The sequence below is a fragment of the Fodinibius saliphilus genome (assembly GCF_005869845.1).
GTDB lineage: Bacteria > Bacteroidota > Rhodothermia > Balneolales > Balneolaceae > Fodinibius > Fodinibius saliphilus.
This window is the reverse complement of record NZ_VAWF01000004.1, coordinates 200,916-221,590: the sequence shown is the minus strand read 5'-3', so window position 1 is coordinate 221,590 and position 20,675 is coordinate 200,916. Positions and strand designations below refer to the sequence as shown.

Below are 20,675 nucleotides of genomic sequence, written 5' to 3'. Positions count from 1 at the left end.
GTCGGCTACCCTTCTCGCTGGTTTTGATTTTCCTGCAAAGATGAAAGTAACTTTTCGAAGTTGTCGACCGGTATGGGTAACGTGACTAAAAACTGCGTTCCGTTGTTTTGGCCCGTTTTTACAGATATTGTTCCCCCAGTCTGAGCAACTACTTCTTTAATAAATCTAAGGCCTTGACCCACACTTTCTTTCCTATCGTTATCGGCCGCCCTTGCAACAGGCGTCCCTTTGTTAAAATCCATGAGTTGATCAGCAGTCATACCCTGTCCATTATCCGAAACAGAAATACATAGCATATTTTTATCGGTCTCATGGGTCATTGTAACTTTTATAGCTCCGTTTGGTGGCGTAAATTTAACGGCATTTGAGAGAAGATTGCTGGTAATTTGCAGCAATTTAAGTGATAGTGGCCGAGGTAAGTCAAGACTGGCATCTACTTTGTTTACAAAGGTTAGAGAAACTTCCTTTGCTTTCGACGGTGGGCGAAATAAGCGTTTTAATTGTTCAACACTATTAATGAATGGCGTTTTTTTCTGCTCTTGATACTCGTAATTATCAGTGTTTAAATCTTCCAAAACCCCATCAATTATATTAATAATGGTTTCGGCTGCTTCTTTTATCATGGTAATCTGCTGGGTAGGAAACTCAGTATGATCCTTCTTCTCGAGCAATAGATCAGAAACTCCTACTATACCACTGATAGGGGTCCGTACATCGTGGTTGATTTTATGAATACTCTCATGCAAAGTAGTAAATTTAGTTTTTAAGTCTCTGAATTGGCTCTCCAATTCAATGGTATTCATGACCAAAAGAGCAAGCTGTTGGAACTGCTCCTTTTGATCCTTTGAAACGCTTTTTGATTTGGTATCAAGCACGTACATAGATCCTATAGTTCTACCTGTTTTATTAGTTAGTTTTGCGCTACAATGATATTGAAAATATGGAGAGCTCTTTACGTAAGACTGATCTTTATAATGTTTATTCTTTGCCAGATCCTCTATTTCATATATTCTCCCGTTTTGTCTGATTGTATCGTAGCAGATCAAGTCTTTATAAACCGCTTCATCAACATTGTGCGCTACCGTATCCTGATAGTACGTATCAATAATATTGATTTCACAAACCGGCGCATCCATGATCTGTTGACCTAACTCTGTATATGTTTGCAGGTCTAGGTACTGTTTATTCGGATCTAGGGTAAGAGGGCTCGGTTGATGAGGTCGATCTGTTTCATGATCATTCATTTGGTTTGTAATTTATATGTTGAGAAGGCATCCAACTATGCCCGTTTTTTGTTCCTATAAATCTCCGATCCTTATATTCGTGTAAGTTCCTGTAGCAAACATATCATATAGACAGTTATTTGTTGTTACAGGAATCCAGGAAAAGGTTACAGATATTTTATATCTGAGCTTCTGAATAAGAAACTTCTGGATTTCCGAATTTTTTGAGGGTACGATAATGGGATGCCACTGCCTGGAAAAAGGTATCATGTTGATTGTATGGAATGCCAAATTCTTGGGCCGTTTTTTCAACAATCGGAGAGATAGCCGGATAGTGTACGCTGCATATTCTGGGGAACAGATGGTGCTCAATCTGAAAGTTCAGTCCCCCGACGAACCAGCACAACGGTTTGTTTTCACGCGCAAAGTTATTGGTGGTCCCCATTTCGTGAATCATCCAGTGTTCGTCAATCATGTTTTCTTCATCCGGAACTGGATGATCGGTCCCCTCGACGACGTGGGCAAGCTGAAAGATGACCCCAAGTATCAGCCCGGCCGTCAGGTGAAGGGTTGAAAATCCGATCAACAAGTGAACCCAGGTAATATCGAGTAGCAACATCGGCAGCACCAGCATATAAGTATAATAGATAGCCTTCGTTATAAAAAGGATGATCCATTCGCTTTTGGGATGGTTTTTGTTTTTGTAAGGACCAATATTGTCTTTTAGAAAATGCTTGTAATCTTTTACGAAGACCCAGAAAAAGGTGGCCAGGCTGTAAGCAAGGAAGGCAAGAATATGCTGCACGCGGTGGATAGGTTTCCACTCTGCGTGAGGGGAAAGCCGTATAAATCCGGCCACCTCCAGGTCTTCATCGTGTTCGTGAATATTGGTATAAGTGTGGTGGATAATGTTGTGGGTGATTTTCCAGATATAACCGTTTGCTCCCAGGAGATCAAAGGTAAATCCCAGAATTCGGTTGATATGCTTGTTGGAAGAGTAGGCCCCGTGCAGCGCATCATGGGATACAGAGAAGCCAATACCGGCCATCCCGATACCCATCAAAAAAGTTAAAAACCACATTGATAAAAGGGAAAGCTGCCCCGATATAATCAAAGCATACGAGCCAAAATAAAGGGTCAGCAAAACAATGGTTTTTATGACCATCTGCATGTTGGCATGCTTGGAGAGGTCATGTTCATCGAAATATTGGTCGACCCGTTGTTTTACGGTTTTACTGAATTCCCGACTGGTACTGTTGTTAAACGTTACTTTTTCTACGGACATACTCTTTAGATCTTTAATGCGAATTTCGAATTAAAAATGCCAAATTGTTACAAAAGGTGTTTTATATAAGTTTTGGGAGAAGTTACATATTTTACGTATTCGCAGCCCATTGAAAGATGAAACGGTATCTTGCCTCAAGTAATATAATACCGGACTATCGGGTTCCCGTAAGCCATCTCACTCCCTTATGATCTATGATAGCACTGCCTAAAGTTGGCCAATCCGTGATTTATGTAAGGTTTTCACCACAAGTCTGTAACGTACCCTATCCAAAATTTACAGACCTTAGTTACCTACAACCGATGGAAAAGAAATATAGACAGAATTGAGAATTAATGATCTGAATTTTTTACAAACCGGTATTTTATCAAATTAATCACAATCAGATGAAATCATTAGAGCTTGAAAAATCAAAAGCGATGATCATTGTTGAAATCATCGAGTACGTCCCGGATTCAGTAGTCATCAAAACGATTTTAAAAAAATCGACGGGGAATATTAATGCAGTCTCCATTGATACCGGAGAAAAGTTGGAGGAAAAAACCTCTCCGTTCGACACTTTTATTCAGATTATTGACGGGAAAGCGAAGATTGTCATTGATGGAAAATCAAAACTTCTGGAAACCGGGCAATCAATTATTATACCGGCCCATGCCCGCCACTCCTTCAAAGCGAACGACCGGTTTAAAATGATATCCACTGTCATTAAAAGCGGGTATGAAGAAAATACTGTATGAATTTGATACTTACATTAGAAAATTTCGAAAAAGCTCTTGCAGAAATTATAAAAGTTGATTCGGTAAAGGATGGTAACACTATGATAATAAGCAAAAATTTTATCGAAAAACTCATAGAAATGGTAAACATGCAATCTGTAAGGTTACACTTGGAAAGTGCCCAAAAAAATTACGTCTATGAGAAAAAAATAGTTGAAAAAGATTTTCTGTTCAGTGCCTACCGAAAAATAAAAGCGAGTAAAATGACGAATAAGGATTTGCGAGTTGCAAACCTGCAGGATTACACCACGGGACAAAACCTGACATCAGCAGGCATTGAACAACGACTTATGGAACTAGGCTGGAAAGGATAATACAATTTTAGTCCCTGAAATTATGATTTGAAGTAAGTAGAGAGTAAAGGCAGTGTCTTATGAGCTGCCTTTGATGATATGAAGGGAAGGCAGGACTACGAAATCTGTCTTCCCTTTTTTAATCATAGTAATAAAAAAGTTTAAACTATGACAAAGAATAACTTCCAAATACCTACGTTACTGACATGCAATAATGAAATGGTAGAGTTAGCCAATCAGGTCAAAAAAGTTGCTCAAACAGGTTGTACCACACTGCTGATTACCGGAAAAAACGGGACCGGTAAAGAAGTGATAGCCCGCCTGTTTCATTATTATGGATCTCGTAAAAATAAACCGATGGTCACTGTTAATTGCGGAGCTATACCTTCCGAGTTGGTTGAAAGTGAGCTTTTCGGTCATGAAAAAGGAGCTTTTACCGGTGCTCATGAGCGTAAAAAGGGCTGTTTTGAACTTGCTGATGGAGGAACACTATTCCTGGATGAGATCGGAGAGATGCCCAAACCGATGCAGGTAAAACTATTGCGGGTCGTGGAGCTTGGATCATTTCGCAGAGTGGGAGGAAAGGAAGAGGTACAAGTAGATATTTCGCTGGTTTCTGCAACTAATAAAATTTTGTCGGATGAGGTTGCCGCCGGGGATTTTCGGGAGGACCTGTTCTACCGGCTCAATGTCATTGAGCTCAATGTACCCCCCGTTGCGTCAGCGCAAAGAAGATATACCATTATTAGTGAATTATTATAAAGATCATTTTCTGCAACTTTATGGGAAAGAGACTATACAAATTTCCGATGAGTGTATAGAAACACTGATAGACCATGACTGGCCCGGCAACGTACGTGAATTAAAGAACGTAATTGAGCGGAGCTTGGTACTATTATCCGGTAACGGGGATATTGATCTTGAACAGTTGAAGGTTATCCAAAAGAAGAATGCTTATATGAGCAGTCAGGGAACCGTTGTTAATACTATTATCGAAATCTTGATTGGAACCAGTTTAGAAAAAATTGAAGAACAGGTTATCGGTCAAACGCTGAATTCCGTGGATAATAACAAGACGGAGGCCGCTAAGATATTGGGCTTTACACGGAAGACACTGCATAATAAATTAGACAAATATCGCAATGAAGAGTGAAATATTTGCAGAAGAAAGATAAGGTAGAAAACGATTTCATTATTTCGATTAATGATATAGAAAAGTTACATGAAGACAGACAGTATTAGAGAACAAATTGATGAGTCCCAAAGCGGTGCTCCTGCAGGAGGACAGGCCGTTCGTGATATATTTTCAACGGATGAAATTTTTCGTCGCATTGTTGCCACAGCTGATGAGGATTTTAGTCGGTCTACCCGCCTTCTTTTTTTAAGTGGTGTGGCTGCTGGATTGTCCATCGGTCTTACGTTTGTAGCCCGTGCTGCGATGACCACTGCTGTAGGTCCGGAGTCTTCGTTATTTCTTGGAAACATGCTGTATCCGTTGGGATTTATACTGATTGTGGCTGGGAAATATCAGCTGTTCACCGAAAATACGCTCACCCCTGTCACGCATGTGCTTACGCGAATTGCCAGCGTGCCTGCTCTACTGCGCGTTTGGGGTATTGTGCTATTTGCAAATGTAGTGGGTGCGGGGGCCTTGGCGTATGTGTTGGCCAATACGGGTATCTTTGCGGCCGAAGCGGCCGAAGTGGCCCGGGGGTTTGGAGAGCATGCCCTGAGCGTATCCTGGAATGATCTGTTTTGGAAAGGCGTATTAGCAGGATGGATTGTCGCCTCGATGGTATGGCTGACCCACGCCGTAAGAGATGCGATGGCTCGTATCGCCATTGTTTTTATACTGATGTATCTGATTCCTATAGCTGATCTGTTCCACTGTATTATCGGTGCTTGTGAGGTGCTTTATTTAATTTTTCAGGGATTAGCTGGATGGGGACAGTTCGGATATTTCTTCTCTGCCGTTACGTTAGGCAATACGGTAGGCGGAGTGATACTGGTGGCTATTCTCAATTATTCGCAAACGCGTCAAAGTCGCTTTCCCGATCGGGACTGCGGTCAGCTCGAGCTTACATGGAAAGAATGGCTGTTCGGCCGTAATACTACATTGCCGGATTTTGTTCGTCGCCCGCATTCCAATCAGAACCAAGAAGAAGAAACGGAGGATACCTTGCAGCCTCCTGTCATTGATGAAGATCACCAGCGTGGAAATCGCGATGCGGTAATTATCCTCTTGCAGTATGGGGACTATGAGTGTGAAACCAGTCGTCGAATTTATAAGATGGTAGACGAAATAATGCAGGAGGACAGACAAATCCAATATATTTACCGTCATCTACCTCTGAGCCGACGCCATCCGCATGCCGAAAATGCGGGCATGGCTGCAGAGGCTGCCGCTGACCAAGGCAAGTTTTGGGAAATGCATGACGAACTGTTTGACCATCAAAATCACTTGGAAGATGAAAACCTGCTGAAATGTGCTCGTCACATAAATCTGGATACCGACCGATTTCAGAAAGAAATGTTTGCCGAAGAGAACAGGAAACGCGTGCTTGAAGACCGGCGATCTGGAGTACGTAGTGGCGTGAGCGATACCAAAAATCTGTTTATCAATGGGCAGCGATTCGAGAAACCAATGACAAAAGACAATATCCGGCGGGAAATTGAACGCATTAAAATGACCTTGTCATCCGAAGTATAGAATACATTTATCGACTATAGATCCCTGATTTTTGTCTGAATAGATTTTAGTTAGTAGGTAACCTATTGGTCTCACCGCATTGTTCGGATTCTTTACGCTAATTTTCCTATACCCAAGGTAGCCAAGCCTCTTGTTACCCAAATGTTAACCAAATTTAAATTTATGCCTAATAGGTTGGAATTTTAAAAATAGCCCATAACTCATTGTGAGTCATGGCTTATAAGAAAGTACGCCCGAGAGGATTCGAACCCCTAACCTCCTGATCCGTAATCAGTTTATTCTGTTTTACTTACTATTCCGCGCCGTTATTAACTGGTACGATAAATCATTGAATATCATGTGTTTAGGGAGTATATTGATTCCATACTAATCCGAACTAGTAGTGATGGTGCGGAGAAAATCCTTGTACCAGCCTTGTACCAGAATGTAAAACACATGCTATGCCTAAAAAGCACTTAACAAGCCAATTCATTAAAAACTTAAAGCCAAGGGACAAACGTGTTGAGTACTACGACCAACACTTGATTGATCCTGAAACAAATACACTTAAACGTAAGGGGGTAAAAGGGCTATTACTTCGATTAACAAAGGCAGGTAATAAATATTTTTACTATAGCTATTGGTTCGATGAGAAATCGAAGCGATTCAAAATTGGAAGCTATCCAAATATTGGATTATCTGATGCAAGAGATAAGGCAAGAGACTTAGCTGCAAAAGTGAATAGTGGAATAGACCCACAGGCTGAAAAGAACAAAAGAAAGTACCAGCCAGAGAAACAATCCTTTAAGGAACTTGCAAAAGATTTTGAAGAACGCCATTTGCCGACATTGAGAGATTCAACTCGCTCAGAGTATAAGCGAATAATTGAAAATGAGTTACTGCCTGAGTTAGCAGATTTAGTCGTCACTGATATAACATCCCATCGTTTACGAAAGATTTTAGATGACAAGGCTATTAAAGACGGGTCACCTACGATGGCTAATAGAATAAGAGCTGTATTATCATCAATGTTCGATTTTGCTAAAAAAGTTATAGGTCTAAAGATCCAGGATAATCCTGTTAAGGGAACATCCACTTATAAGGCTGGAGAAAATAAAAGAGATCGTGTTTACGATGAAGAAGAGATTAAAAACCTGTGGAATCATTTCAACCAATTTGATCAGCCCATTAAATCAGTATTTAAGATGCTATTAATTACAGGGCAACGAAAAACAGAAACAAGCCGGATGAGATGGAATGATATTTCGGAGGTACGAACAGAAGATTTTCAGGGTATAGTGTGGACTATACCCGCAAAAGACGCTAAGAATAAGAAATCACATGAGGTTCCACTTTCTGAGATGGCTATGGAGGTTATTCAAATGATGAAGCCAATAAGTGGGGATAGTGATTATGTATTTGAGTCTCCAAGAAAAGAAAACAAACCAATTGAATGGCTAAAATCATCGGTAAAGAGGATAAAGGATAATTCAAAGGTTCCTGACTTCAGATTACATGATCTAAGAAGAACAGCCGCTACATATATGGCCGAGAATGGTATAAACCCAATGATTATTGGGAAGGTTTTAAATCACAAGGGTTTGGCAAGAGAAAATACAATAACGGCGCGTTATAACAGGGCAAGCTACTTAAAGCAAAAACAACAAGCTTTAGATCGATGGAGTAGCAAACTGAAAAATATTCTGTCCGACTCAGGATTAAAAGCAAATATTACAAGGATTGGATAATAGTTATGGATTATGTTTTTGAAACTGAAGAATACCTCAGTGATCTAATTTACGACCCAGATAAAATTGCAAGCTCGGCCGAGAGTAAAATGCTTAGCTCTGAATTAGCTGATTTGAAATCAGATGCACAAGAGAAATTAAAGGAATATGCAGAGGAGTTGGGGTTTCAAAAAGTTGAATTTTTGCGAGAAGAGTTTTGGAATGACCCAGACTTTGGAGATCGCGAAATCAATTATATTCTGAAAAATAACTTGTTAATTACAGAGTATACCAATCTAATAAACCATGAAATAGCTGAAGGCTCCAATCACGATTCAATTCATGATAAATTAGTCGAATGGTATTTTGAAACTCTAAAGATTAAATGTCATGATTTGATTGACATTTCAGGATTATTTGAAAGCTTTAGAAAAGAGCATAAGGGAAACAATCAGGATTCATTAAAAGATGAGGTTGATTCAAAGTTAGCTGTTTATTCAAGAAAGTATTTGATACAAGAAGTAGGTTATAAAGTTAAGTTATGCGAAAGGTTGTATCATAGTTTGCCGAATGAAACAACAGTATTAAGGATAATATTTGAGCTTGATTATATATTTTTTCGAAATGAAAGAGATTATGATCTTGACTTGTTGGAAGAGCTATACCGTAAGCGATATGAAGCTCTGAGATATCATAATCTTGAGAAACCTATTGTCGGAACAAAAACAAATGAGGAGCCTGAGATTATTGTAATCAAGTGCCAGGAAGCATTTGATAAGGGGATTGGTTATACAAAAAATGGTAAGATAGTCATCAAACAATTGGCTGAATATTTGCGCGAAAATACACGATATGCTTCAACAAGAGGTGCAGCAAAAGCATTAAAAATAAAGTTTCTAAAAGCTTGGTATCTTTTAGGTAATCCAGAGTTGATTAGATATGACATCGTTTTCAAGGGAGGCTCTTACTATATGATTGAAAAAATGAACTAATATTCGATCATTTACTGATTGCCCCGCCTCTTCTAGGTTAGTAGCAGTTCCAATTACAACCAAACAGTTACTAACTATGGAAAAATTAATTAGACCAAATGCATTAGCAGAAAAGCTTGGAATCAGTATTAGTACACTTTATGAGCGTATGAAAGAACCTGACTTTCCTAGAAAGGTACGCATTTCTAAACAAGCAGTTGGCTTTCGGGAAAGTGAAGTGATGGAATGGATTGAGGCCAATACTGAAATTATTCCAAGTGAACTTCCGGGTCGAAAAGGATAAATAGAAGACCTAGCTTGGAGGTTTATTATGTCGAATATTGGAAAGCGATTTACCAAACCATCTGTTTGGGAAAAACCTTATTTCACTCGGTTAAATTTAAAGCAGAGATTATTTTGGCTTTATCTGAATAATCGTTGCGATCTGGCAGGAGTTTTTCAACTTCATTTTCCAGTTGATAGTGCATACTTAGGTTTTAAAATAAGCGAAGAGTTCGTTACGAACTTTGTTGATGTTTTAAATAAGGATTCAACAAGATTGAAAAAGTTGAATGATCAAAGACTATGGCTAAAAAACTTTGTTCGTTTTCAACAGGCAGGAAAGGGAGGAACTTTATCATCCAAAAGTCCACCACATAAAAGTATAGTGAGGAAACTTAAAGAACATGGCATCTTTACCGAAGCTGTTGAGGATGATCCTGAATTATATAGTAACTATACCGATGATCTACCAAGGGAAAATATTACTACTTCTGAAAGCAATCTTAAGGGTAGTCTAAGGGTAAGTCAAGGGTTTGCTAAGGGTTATAGTAATGGTAAAGATATTAGTAAAGGTTCTAGTAATGGTAACAATATTGGTTTACCAGATGATTTAATTAATAAAGCAGAAAACATTTTAAGTGTTTTTCCAAACGTGGATAAAAACAGTGCAAGCTTTTCAATAATCACTGAAATTGGGGATGTATTTTCAATCTTAGAAGAAGAAGGCGTAAATGAACCTGAAAAATATCTGCTGGATGAGATAAAAAAAATAGATGAAGAAGAATTGAAACCACCGGATTTATTTTTTGAAGAAATTAAAAGATCAAAGGAAATACCATTTTAAGTGCTTGAAGCTGATTAGACTTTGTATGCCAATGTCTGAATGACCAAGAAATAATTTCAAACTAACAATTAGAACTATTATGGAAGAACCAAGAAATAAGGTTTTCTTAGATACTGAACTTTGGGAATATTGCTGGTTTCAGTCACTCCCAATGGAATATCAGTTTACTTACATCTATTTATGGACTGAGTGCGACAGGATTGGAGTATTGGAGCCAGATACAGTAAAGATGGCCATATTAGCTAAAGTAGATGAATTTGACTTAGAAACCTTTTATCAGAGGATAAATTCAGAGGAGGAAAAGATAAAAAAGCTTAGAAATGGTAATTGGTTGCTAATAGATTATCTGCCGTTTCAAGTGGAAATGATTACAGATAATATTGAAAAGCCACAATTCAACTATATTGAAAATGTAATCCTTCGGAGAATTCTTGTTAAATATCTTGAAAATAATCCTGGTAGAATCAGTACTGATGAAGTTTATGAGTTTGTGAATTTTAAGGTTTGGGAGGTTGGTAACGAAAAAAATGAAGCAGAAAAGGCTTTATCAAAAGTGATATATGGGGGGTTTATGAGTCTGATGAACTATTCTGCTAAATTCTTGGAAAAGTTAGTCAAACTTAATGGTGACCATATTACCGATTTATGCTTTCCCTCAACTATTTTGAAGTTACCTTATCAAGATGAAGTTTTTGGTCAAAGGTCAGATAAAGATTATGATCAAAAGTTAGGGGACTTGCCTGAGACAAATCCTAACTTGAATACAGACTCCCCCTTTTAATTACTATTAGGAGCATAAAATTTATGCGGCGCGCCGATAATATTTAATTGAGAAAGTTAAATATCTAGGTCAGAAACAAATACCATACCCAGAATGCCAAAGCTGGCTCCACCCGAATTAATTTTACAAAGAGAGAAAACGCCATAACTACGGTATTCAGTATTCTCTGATGTAAGATATCCGCCACCTAATGCGCCAGTTATTGGGTTTTGAGAGTTATACTTCTCTTTGATCCCTTGCTTATGGGATTCTTTGGAGGGATTTGTGACAGCCAGAATTAATGCTATGACCAAAAAAGTGATAATTTTTTTGGCTTCTTTTAATTTATTCATTTCTCAGAGGGGAATTATTGTTTAATCATGTTTTTGGTTGCCTTTAAAACTAAGTGGCTTAAATATATATTCTCTAAGACCTCAACAGGCGAAGGGTCACGTTTAAAAACCATTCGAACAATATTAGTCATATCAGAAATGAAAGCTCCAGACATTTGAGTAGGCAAGGGAGTTCCGGTGACCATTGATATTGAGCTAAACATTGATGTCATTTTATCAACTACTTGATCACTATTTGGGCTATTTTCTAGAGTTAGTAATGATTCTGATAGTGAATCAGCAGCAAATTGCATTGCCTTTTCCCAATTGTATTGCCAAGTTATTTTTCTGCCAGCAATGAAATCTCCTTTTGTGAACATGGCCTTGGTCCGAAGGTGAACAATAATGGATACTGTCAAAGAATCTCCTTCATGTTTCCGATTTATGGATGTAAGCCAAAGTGAAAAGTCTTCCCCCATTTCTTGATTTGAGGCCCAGTTGGCTTCTTCAATAGATTTTTTAACTGCTTGTTTTAATACCTGAAGATCCTGTTTCTCATCCAAGTCAGTTTTAACATCAAAGCTATACTGGGCAAAGGAAAGTGAATGGCAAAAAAAGAATATACCTATCCCAATGATTTTAAAAGCTCGCATAGCGTTTTCTGTAGATGGAGTTTATTAGTAAATCGGAATCTAATTGGTTCTTTTTTGTAAATCAAGCAACATCTCTTGACATGCTTGCCTGTTTATACCGTCATTTATAATTGGTAAAAAGTATATTAAACATTTATCCTTTTCTGGTATTAAACCAGATAATTTTTGAGGGATATGAAATTCACCCTCTAAATTACTCGTTGAGCCAGCCTGAGGATATAATAGAATACTAATATCACCATCGAAGTATTGATTATAAACATACATTTGCCGTAGGTCATTGACATCTGGATAGGCTTGTTGTAGAGATTTCCATTTGGTGTCAATGACATATCTAATGCCATCTATCTGTAAGACAATATCGGGCCGTATAGTACGTGTTTCCCAAAACTTTGTAGATACTTGGCGCTTTATAGTGATATTTTCATTATTCAAGGAATGTCTCTTCAGTCGGCGAAAGGTATACTCTTCAAAGAGCTCTTCCATATCGAATAGTAGTGCCAAAACGTTGTTGCCACCTACCTGGACATCAGGACTGTAGTTAAGTATCAACAATTTGGCAATCTCTAAAGCTTCGCGATATTTTTCACTTTTTCTATTGAATTCTAGTTTTTGAAAGATAGACTCATCAACTTGTAAATCGTCTACTTCTGGGAAACTCAAGTTGATGGACTTAACACGATCTTGAATATCAGGGCTATCACTTAAACTGGAAACAATCGAGATGGCTTTCGACAAAATTTGATTAACAACATGATTGTAAGAGTAGGCTTTATAGTTAACGTAAAAGCACTCCTTATGAAGAAGGTTTTTATTAATGTGTTGATTAAAGTCCATTTTCCCTTTAAGGGCATTTAGGTTCTCTGCCTTGTTTATATACTTCTTGAAAAGACCTGTGCGAATAAGGTATTCGATCTCACTTAGGAATAGCTTAAAATAAAGTTCAAGAATTGAGTTATTTTTGAGTTTCAGGCTGGCGAAAGTAGGAGCTGAGGGGGTTAGGATTCTGCATTCTCTAAACAAGTCTATCAAAAAAGAATGCCAAAGCTCCGATTTCTCATCTTCAATGCTATCAAGTTTGGGCAATATCTCAATAGTTAAATTCCCAACACTTATTACACCTACGTACTGGTTAAATTTAATGCCATTATAAATGGGGGTGAAATATTTGCTGCCTTTAGAGGAATTGAATTTCAGAAGAGCATTATACTGATCTTTGGTTAGTTTGCCCCTTTGTCCGGCATAAATTTTACTGCGTTCATAAACACGAATTGTTTTCACCGTAGATATACCTATTTTAGAATTTGGCTGAAGTCCCAATTATTTGAATCGGTGATTTCAAATATTTCTCGATCCCCGTAATCTTGAGCTAAATCTTGGTAATGATTAAAATCGGCAAAGATATTTGTCTGACCATTACTTTTTGCTCGGATAAAGGAATTTCCAAGTATCAAGCCAATCTTTCCAAGGTCAGAATAAAAGTATTCTTTCAGCAAGGGGATTAATCGGTCTTCAAATATTTGTTTCAAGTCCTCTTTGCTGGCACTTTTTTCTAAGGATAAAAAGTAACTGTGACCAATTTGATGTTCGTGATCAAGAAGACGGGTTATTCGGTTGTTAATAGTACGGAGTAAGTCCTCCAACGGAATATTGTCGATTTTTAGACCGTCTAGAAGTGTTGGGTTGGGTTGAACCTCATTAAAATTGAATCGTCTTCTTAAGGCTGTATCTAGAGCTTCAATACTGCGGTCTGCGGTATTCATAGTACCTATAATGTAGAGGTTGTCAGGCACGGTAAAAGAATCGCCAGAATATGGAAGAATTGTTGTTAGTTCCTCAGCTTTTCCTTTTCGTTTATCTGGTTCAATCAGTGTAATTAATTCGCCTAAGATATTGGCGATATTCCCTCTGTTTATTTCATCAATTATCAGTACATAATTATCGGAGGGGTTGGAAATTGCTTTCTCTACTAATCGTTTAAATATTCCATCTTTTACTTCATATTTGATGTCACTACCTCGATTGCTTTGGCCTCCATCAGATAAAATCGGTCGAATGCCTTCAATAAAATCTTCATAAGCGAATGACTGATGAAAAGTGACGAAATCTATTTGTCCTTTTTTGGCATAATTGTCAAAATGGACTCTTAGCTCTTGACGTTTACTCTCATCCTCATTAATTGCAAGGTCAACAGGTTTGTCCTCAATTATTGAAACTGCATAGTTTATGGTACTGAAGGTTTTGCCTGTACCTGGAGGACCGTAAAGAATAAGGTTTAAAGGGATATTTGAAGCGGGGACTGGTTCGCTCATCTTATTAGTATATTTTTCACCTTTCATATATAATTCTCCTTGGGTAGCCTGCTCACCAATTTTACTTAGATTGATATTGAAAACTTCTTTAGCAAAGGTTTCATAGGATCCATAATCCTCGATGATGTAGTTTTTTCGTTCATCAGAAAGTCGAGTGAAACCCTGAAATTCATAAAAGTATCTATCGTAATCGAGGCATTTGACTGGGCCTGGAAGTTCTATAGGTTTATAAAAGAAGTACATGTACTCCCATGTCTCCCCATTTTCACGCCCCCAAATTTTTTCGGCAAGGGCTGGATTATGTACTTTGTAAAAAATTCTTGATACGAAGTGGATATGCCCTTTAATATAAACAAGTACTAAATCACCATCCTCTATTGACTTCCAGTTTGGAATATTTCTCGTACCTGGTTGTGCTCCCCAAGCATAAAATTGATCGCTTTTTTGAGAAAGTTCATCAAGCTGCTCTTGGTCTAAATATTGTTCTAACAGTTCTTCTTCTATAGGTGACTTGACCGAAGTATCCAGATGCTCTCTTGCAGTAGGATTAGATGCTGTAAATATGTAGATGTCAGACATTTATGATGATCTATTTTTATGAAATTCGTTTATTAGTTATTAAATAAAGCGAAGTTTTAAAAATTTATTTATCAATGACTTATTCTGATCTTAAATCATTTATTGATGATAAAATGAGAATGTCTCATATCTATCAACCAGCAATGATTATAAAGCTGCTTGAGGAAGGAGGGCATTGCAGGGAGCGGGAAATTGCGAAGCATCTACTTAGCTACGACAAGTCCCAGATTAATTATTACAAAAATATTACAAACAACATGGTAGGGCGTGTATTGCGAAAGCATGACGTAGTTTCTCGTAATACCTCCGAAAATGTTTATAAATTGAATGGATATAGTGAACTGGATGATGAGGAAATTTCGATTTTGATAGACCTATGTGAAGAAAAATTATCTGCTTTTTTGGAAGCTCGTGGCGATAGTATATATGATCATCGAAAGAAATCATCAGGTGATATAAGTGGTACTATTAAGTACAAGGTTTTAAAGCGAGCTAGTTTTAGATGTGAATTATGCGGCGCGCCAGCAGATGAAAAAGCATTGGAAGTAGACCATATTTTACCAAGGAATCACGGAGGTAGTGATGACATCACCAACTTGCAGGCATTATGTTATTCTTGTAATGCTATGAAGAGGGATCGAGATGATACTGATTTCAGACCAATAAAAAATATTTACGATCATCGAAAGGAGAACTGCATTTTTTGTTCTATAACAGATGCTGGGATAGTAGCAAGCAATAAGCTATTCGTTGCGATAAAAGATGAATATCCTGTTACCAAAGAGCATACTCTCTTGATCCCAAAGCGACATACAGAATCATTTATTGATTTAACCCAACCTGAAATGAATGCTTATAGCCAGCTTTTGAAAGAGATAACAAGAGATTTAGAAAATGAGGATTCAACTATAACAGGATTCAATATTGGGAATAATGAAGGGAAAGCAGCTGGGCAGACCGTTGAACACTGTCATATCCATGTAATTCCAAGAAGAGATGGAGATACTGAAGACCCAACTGGTGGAATTAGAAAAGTAATACCGGGGAAAGGTGATTATATAACAAATGAGTAATAGGTTTATCTACGATTATATTTCGTGGCATTACCTTTTGATAACTCAATGGGGTACTTTTTTTTGTTGTCATCCAGCTTACTGTTAGCAGCTTGGATTAAATCAATATCCAGCTTTTGGCTCAACCTGATCAAATAAATAAAAATATCTGCTAGCTCATCCTTTGCTTCTTCCCTAAGATTATCATCGAGATTGTCTTTAAGAGATTCCTCTTCTTTCAGCCATTGGAATATGTCAAGCAATTCTCCTGACTCAGCACTTAAAGCCATGGAAAGGTTTTTGGGGCTATGGAATTGATCCCAGTCCCTTTTTTCGGCAAAGTCATTAACTTTTTCAATTAAGTTTTCAAGCCTCATTTTAAAATTACTGATTTAGTAGGATTTCGATTTTCCAATATTTAGTTGTTGTCGTCAATATAGTTAACTACGTCCTTTATTAATTGTTTGAGAATTAGTTATAAAAGCTTTCAAACCCCTTGCTAACTCTTTTTTGCCTTTAACCATACCAATAATAAAGCCAAGACAGAATATTAAACCCAGTAAATAATACATATAATGTAATGCAATAAAGGGATTTAGATCAAAAATTATTAAATAATGAGATTTTCTTTTTAAGTAAATTGCTTATTGAGATAAGGATTTATGACGCTCTAAGAATCCAATATTATTTTTGGGGTGAGTTTATTTAAGGGGGGTAGGGTCTACATATTGGCTTAGGGGCCCCCTTAAAAATTATTCATGCCAGGAAAAATGCCAGAATTTATTGAAATAGGTGCAAAAATGAAGTTAAGTACCTCTCATTATTCTACTTAAATATTCTCTTCAACAAATAGGTTTCTAAAGTTCTTTTACTTTAATAACACAATAAATCTAATCATTTATACACACATAAAATCATTTAAATAATATGAGTAAAGAAGAAATTATTGAAACGGTGGATGAAGTATTCAAAACCCAAAAAAGAGAGATTGCAGCTAATATAATTAAGGCGGCTTTTGAAAGATTAGTTGATGAGTCGAAGTGGTTTACGAGTATAGGATTAGCTTTATTAGGTTTTTTTACGGCTTTATTAGTGCAACTAAAATTGGCTGAGATTCAGCCGCTAAATTTTAATGCTATAGTTGCATTATTAGCTCTAATAATCTCGTTAGGATCTGGTTTCTGGATAAAATTATATTCTATGAAAGATGATATAGTGAAAAAACTAAAACCAGTCATTGAAGGATTGGTATTGAATAGTATCAAAGAGGAACTTGAGGATATTAATGGTTTTGAAATTGAAGAAATTTCTGATAACGAGATTGAAGACAAAAAAGGTGCGGAGGAAATAATAGATTCTATTTCTAACTCTCTTCCATCTGGTTTAATTATTATTCAGGGATCAACTCTATTTATTTCTGTCGTATCAGTATTTATTTATCTCATGCATTTCATCCTATTAAAGGCTTAACTACCGATATGACAAAAGAATAATCACTTTGATAAGTATGCTTTTTCAGCAATAAATATTTACCTGGTTATTGGAGGGTTAAGATTGTTTTAGGATGACTTTACATAATGCATCTAATACGACACGAAGATCGCTATTTAAACGGTTTAAATACGTTATGTAATAAAAAGTAGACGTAAGTGAGTGAAATTAAGCTTTATTTATGCCCTTCTGTCAGTACAAAAAGTATTTCTGAGGTAGTTATAAGAAAAGATTTTTTGACTATTTAAATAGCCTGGATGGCTTAAAGTACTACCTTTAGGCAGTTTAATAATCTTTTATGAATAGATTTACGGAATTGATTTTAAAAAAGTGCCTTAACAGCAATCTCACGTATACTTATAAAATTAGATCATAGTATCCTATGAATATTTAAGTTGACCTAAAACCCTGATATTTGCTGTTTTTAATGGGTAATTAACCCTTTGTCGTTCATAATCTTAGATCAATGAGATTTATGATTCATAAATCTTTACGAAATTAGGTCAAAAACAAGGAAATTAGCCACGTAAACGGTACAAACTACGGTCCTGAATGAATGGAATATAAACTTAGTATCATAAAACTTTATGATACTAAACGGCATTTAAATGCTTTTATCGTGCATTTCCTTTTAGAAATGGTTCAATGTAAAGAAAAGACAAAACTTAACATTTGTTATTCTCAGCTTACTAAAAAGAATTAGATCAGTTATTTAATAAGTCATATAATTTAAATGGAAAGGAATTTCGGTTTATCGAAGATAGCATAAGTAGTTAAGAAATGAATAAAAATTAGTTGGGATTGAAAGCGATTTGGAATTTTATTTTAGAATATGGCCTATTAGGTCTATTAGCATCTCCTATATTTGCATTATTTATACCCTCCATTCGAAAAAGTTGGCTAAGGTTTTATAACAAGTCCTATAGTAGATATTGTAGAGAGCTAGTAAACCGCTTCAAAAACGAAGAAGTCTTTGACAGTTTCCCAGATCTCAAATTAATAGCTAATTCAGCTTCAAGTTCTTTTAATGAATTATCATTAACTGAAATACTTAATGCGGAAGATGAAGTACACATTCAAGGGAAGCCTGGATCCGGGAAGACAAGCTTAGTTAAAAAATTCTTGATTGAGCTGTGTTCAGATCATCGCTTTATAAGACCAAAATGGATACCAGTTTATATTAAATATGCCAGCAATGACCTATTTAGCGAGATATTCAATTCACTTGTCGAAAGAGATCTGATTAAAAATCCCACTCATTTTGATATAGATTGGCTTAAGGATCAATTAAAAAAAGAACGCTTTTTAATCATAATCGATGATGCACACAATTTATTGTCAAATGAAGCTAAACGGGATCAATCAAAAATTGATAATCTGCTGGAGTACAAAAAGAACAAGTTTGTTCTAATAAGCAGAGATCATTATTCAGCTTGTCCTTTCCAGTTTAATTTATATGACATTCAAGATTTAGGTAACAATAGGGAATTAGCAGAGAAGATTTTAAAAGTGCATGCTGGTGAAGAAAGATTTAAGCGAGTCTGGATGCATCTGCAATATGGATATAAGAAAGAATTGTTGCAGTTATATGATACGCCACAATTGATAAAACTTCTTGCGAAAGTTTTTGATCAAGAAGAAAGGTTTGATGACAATAAATCTTTTTTATTTAAACGGTTCTTAAAGAGTAGGCACGATGAGGAGAATAGAAAGCCTAATAAAACATTACCCTTAGAACTAAAAGAGAAAGTTTTAGGGGCTGTTGCTTATGAGCTCTTTATCGAACTTGAAGAATCCGCCTATTCTGTTCCATATAATAAATTTCGAGAAGTACTAACGAAGAGCGTTCATAAAATTCAAAATAGGTTAGGTTATAGTGAATACTCTGTTGACTCAATATTGGAGGACTTGAAAGAAGAGGGGTTACTAATCCAAGTTGATGAAAGTATTAGTTTTGAACATGACCAATGGCAGGAGTTTTTTGCTGCTCTTGAAATTCATCATGAAGAAAAATCAATTAGTCCTTTTCTATCTAAAAATTTTGGCAGTGAAATTGCTCTATTTGTTAGTGGTTTTTATAAACTTGAAGAGGATTTAACTAAAAGAGTCTTTTGGAAAAAAATTTGGGAGGAGTTGGTCTCATCTGATTTCTTTTTAACCAAATGGTGTCGGGAGAATCGACAAACTTATACTGTGGGAGAGGTTGAAAAAGTCTATGAAAACTTTACCTATGATAAAAATGAGTTTGACGAAGCATATAATGGTGTATTAGTATGGTATGAAAAGATTATAAATCGTCACTTCCCAAATCTTGTGTTAAAGTTTGCTCCCAGAGGTTATAAGAATATCGGTTTATTGGTTGAGCAAAATGAAAGTGAGGCAGGGCAGCTATATGGGTACCGTCCTATTACTCCAAAAAATAAAGACAAAGTGGTAGTTACTGGTCAAAAAGAGATAATGAGGTTGATCGATGCTGATGATCCTGGGGAGACTGTTAACTACTATCGAAAAAAATACAATATAAGTTATTTACATTCCTATATCGGTACATCAGCGGTACAGTCCTATCCCGTTGAGTTTGCATTTATGGATGTAGAAAGTCAGTTATCAGATTTTGTACGAGATGGCGGTCTTATTGAAACAGAAATAATGGAACAAGAAGCCCTATACATTGAAGCTGTTTCTTTGAGTAAGATGTTGAAAGGTAGGCGAAGTAGAATTTCTAATACCTCAAAGCAATATGTCCTTACAATTGGTGAGCTTCTTGAAGGTTTGGATAAACTTAAAAGTGATAGGTTTCATAGTACTATTAAAGTTCCTGAATCGACCTTGAGCCATGGAGGTTTACCAAAGAGGAATATAGATTTAGAAGACTTCGAATCGAGATTAAGAAAGCATATACAAAGGAAAAAATTAGCTGGTAATGATAAAATAGTTTCTCCTAATGCGGACTTAATCGAAGTCATTAAAAGATATCGCCTTATTAAGGAGGAGTTAACTACAGAACATAGGAAGTTTTTGATAGAGAGATCGGTGTCCTTTTTTAAAGAGTTTTATCAAAGCTATAAAAAAGTTCTTGAAGTTAATTTCCCAACAGCAGCATCCCATTTTCGCACATCTTTCCCTGTCCAAATTTTCCTAATTCAAAACGGAGAAGATAAAAGGTTTGGAGAACAGCTTGTCTATTTTGATGTCAAGGAATTGAATGAAACTGTAGATGTCAAAATTGTAGCAGGGGAGGACAAAGAGAAACTGAAAGCTGAATACCAAGGATATTATGGAGTTGGTACTTATTGGGGATTAGAATCTTTTAGTAGAATAGAGCCTATTAGAAATGCAGTATATTCTCTAATTCAAGATGAGTATGAAAAGTTAAATAGGAAAAATGAACATAGGGTTGTTTAAA

20 protein-coding genes are annotated in these 20,675 nt (G+C 36.5%); 13 read left to right on the top strand and 7 right to left on the bottom strand.

From position 1 onward, the window contains the following. Positions 1 to 5: 5 nt before the first annotated feature. Both FCN14_RS13850 and FCN14_RS13845 read right to left on the bottom strand, forming a co-directional pair. Positions 6 to 1,244: a sensor histidine kinase gene (locus FCN14_RS13850; protein WP_138431886.1), complete on the bottom strand. Its 1,239-nt coding sequence runs from the start codon at positions 1,242 to 1,244 to the stop codon at positions 6 to 8. Between the two features lie 157 nt (positions 1,245 to 1,401). Then, positions 1,402 to 2,508, bottom strand: coding sequence for a fatty acid desaturase family protein (locus FCN14_RS13845; RefSeq protein WP_138431885.1), 1,107 nt, complete (start codon positions 2,506 to 2,508; stop codon positions 1,402 to 1,404). 386 nt (positions 2,509 to 2,894) lie between these two features. On the opposite strand from FCN14_RS13845, the gene FCN14_RS13840 reads away from it, so the two are divergent. The 10 genes from FCN14_RS13840 (at position 2,895) to FCN14_RS13795 (ending at position 10,871) form a co-directional block, all read left to right on the top strand. Then, positions 2,895 to 3,245, top strand: a complete 351-nt coding sequence (locus tag FCN14_RS13840) for a cupin domain-containing protein (protein WP_138431884.1) — start codon at positions 2,895 to 2,897, stop codon at positions 3,243 to 3,245. Continuing rightward, positions 3,242 to 3,598: a hypothetical protein gene (locus FCN14_RS13835; RefSeq protein ID WP_138431883.1), complete on the top strand. Its 357-nt coding sequence runs from the start codon at positions 3,242 to 3,244 to the stop codon at positions 3,596 to 3,598. The genes FCN14_RS13840 and FCN14_RS13835 overlap by 4 nt, the downstream gene beginning before the upstream one ends. Positions 3,599 to 3,745: 147 nt before the next feature. Beyond that, entirely contained in the window at positions 3,746 to 4,339 is a 594-nt protein-coding gene (locus FCN14_RS13830; RefSeq protein ID WP_138431882.1) for a sigma-54 factor interaction domain-containing protein, read from the top strand. Continuing rightward, positions 4,326 to 4,730 carry an AAA-type ATPase lid domain-containing protein gene (locus tag FCN14_RS13825; RefSeq protein WP_171032945.1) on the top strand — a complete coding sequence of 135 codons (405 nt, stop codon included), beginning with the start codon at positions 4,326 to 4,328 and terminating at the stop codon, positions 4,728 to 4,730. Before FCN14_RS13830 ends, FCN14_RS13825 begins: the two co-directional genes overlap by 14 nt. A gap of 69 nt (positions 4,731 to 4,799) precedes the next feature. After that, on the top strand, positions 4,800 to 6,287 hold the full coding sequence (locus tag FCN14_RS13820) for a formate/nitrite transporter family protein (protein WP_138431880.1): 1,488 nt from the start codon (positions 4,800 to 4,802) through the stop codon (positions 6,285 to 6,287). 440 nt (positions 6,288 to 6,727) lie between these two features. After that, positions 6,728 to 8,014, top strand: a complete 1,287-nt coding sequence (locus tag FCN14_RS13815) for a tyrosine-type recombinase/integrase (RefSeq protein ID WP_138431879.1) — start codon at positions 6,728 to 6,730, stop codon at positions 8,012 to 8,014. 5 nt (positions 8,015 to 8,019) lie between these two features. Next, positions 8,020 to 8,985, top strand: coding sequence for a hypothetical protein (locus FCN14_RS13810; protein ID WP_138431878.1), 966 nt, complete (start codon positions 8,020 to 8,022; stop codon positions 8,983 to 8,985). Between the two features lie 76 nt (positions 8,986 to 9,061). Continuing rightward, entirely contained in the window at positions 9,062 to 9,268 is a 207-nt protein-coding gene (locus tag FCN14_RS13805; protein ID WP_138431877.1) for a helix-turn-helix transcriptional regulator, read from the top strand. Positions 9,269 to 9,295: 27 nt separating this feature from the next. Beyond that, positions 9,296 to 10,090, top strand: a complete 795-nt coding sequence (locus tag FCN14_RS13800; protein ID WP_138431876.1) for a hypothetical protein — start codon at positions 9,296 to 9,298, stop codon at positions 10,088 to 10,090. Between the two features lie 79 nt (positions 10,091 to 10,169). After that, complete coding sequence (locus FCN14_RS13795; protein ID WP_138431875.1) at positions 10,170 to 10,871, top strand: hypothetical protein; 702 nt, start codon at positions 10,170 to 10,172, stop codon at positions 10,869 to 10,871. 56 nt (positions 10,872 to 10,927) lie between these two features. Here the strand turns inward: FCN14_RS13795 and FCN14_RS13790 are convergent, their stop codons facing one another. From FCN14_RS13790 to FCN14_RS13775, 4 genes are read right to left on the bottom strand one after another with little or no spacing between them, the layout of a single operon-like run. Beyond that, on the bottom strand, positions 10,928 to 11,203 hold the full coding sequence (locus FCN14_RS13790; protein ID WP_138431874.1) for a hypothetical protein: 276 nt from the start codon (positions 11,201 to 11,203) through the stop codon (positions 10,928 to 10,930). Between the two features lie 14 nt (positions 11,204 to 11,217). Beyond that, positions 11,218 to 11,835, bottom strand: coding sequence for a hypothetical protein (locus FCN14_RS13785; protein WP_138431873.1), 618 nt, complete (start codon positions 11,833 to 11,835; stop codon positions 11,218 to 11,220). A gap of 39 nt (positions 11,836 to 11,874) precedes the next feature. After that, on the bottom strand, positions 11,875 to 13,116 hold the full coding sequence (locus tag FCN14_RS13780) for an McrC family protein (RefSeq protein WP_171032943.1): 1,242 nt from the start codon (positions 13,114 to 13,116) through the stop codon (positions 11,875 to 11,877). Positions 13,117 to 13,127: 11 nt separating this feature from the next. Beyond that, entirely contained in the window at positions 13,128 to 14,726 is a 1,599-nt protein-coding gene (locus tag FCN14_RS13775) for an McrB family protein (RefSeq protein ID WP_138431871.1), read from the bottom strand. 74 nt (positions 14,727 to 14,800) lie between these two features. Here FCN14_RS13775 and FCN14_RS13770 point away from each other — a divergent pair, with 74 nt between their 5' ends. After that, positions 14,801 to 15,799: an HIT domain-containing protein gene (locus tag FCN14_RS13770; RefSeq protein WP_212747652.1), complete on the top strand. Its 999-nt coding sequence runs from the start codon at positions 14,801 to 14,803 to the stop codon at positions 15,797 to 15,799. 5 nt (positions 15,800 to 15,804) lie between these two features. On the opposite strand, the gene FCN14_RS13765 is transcribed toward FCN14_RS13770, so the two are convergent. Then, positions 15,805 to 16,155, bottom strand: a complete 351-nt coding sequence (locus FCN14_RS13765; protein ID WP_138431870.1) for a nucleotide pyrophosphohydrolase — start codon at positions 16,153 to 16,155, stop codon at positions 15,805 to 15,807. Between the two features lie 550 nt (positions 16,156 to 16,705). On the opposite strand from FCN14_RS13765, the gene FCN14_RS13760 reads away from it, so the two are divergent. Together FCN14_RS13760 and FCN14_RS13755 are read left to right on the top strand one after the other, a co-directional pair. Further along, the gene (locus tag FCN14_RS13760) at positions 16,706 to 17,248 is read left to right on the top strand and encodes a hypothetical protein (RefSeq protein ID WP_138431869.1); all 543 of its coding nucleotides are present in this window, start codon (positions 16,706 to 16,708) and stop codon (positions 17,246 to 17,248) included. An 816-nt stretch (positions 17,249 to 18,064) separates the two neighbouring features. Beyond that, on the top strand, positions 18,065 to 20,674 hold the full coding sequence (locus FCN14_RS13755) for an NACHT domain-containing protein (protein WP_138431868.1): 2,610 nt from the start codon (positions 18,065 to 18,067) through the stop codon (positions 20,672 to 20,674). Position 20,675: the final 1 nt, after the last annotated feature.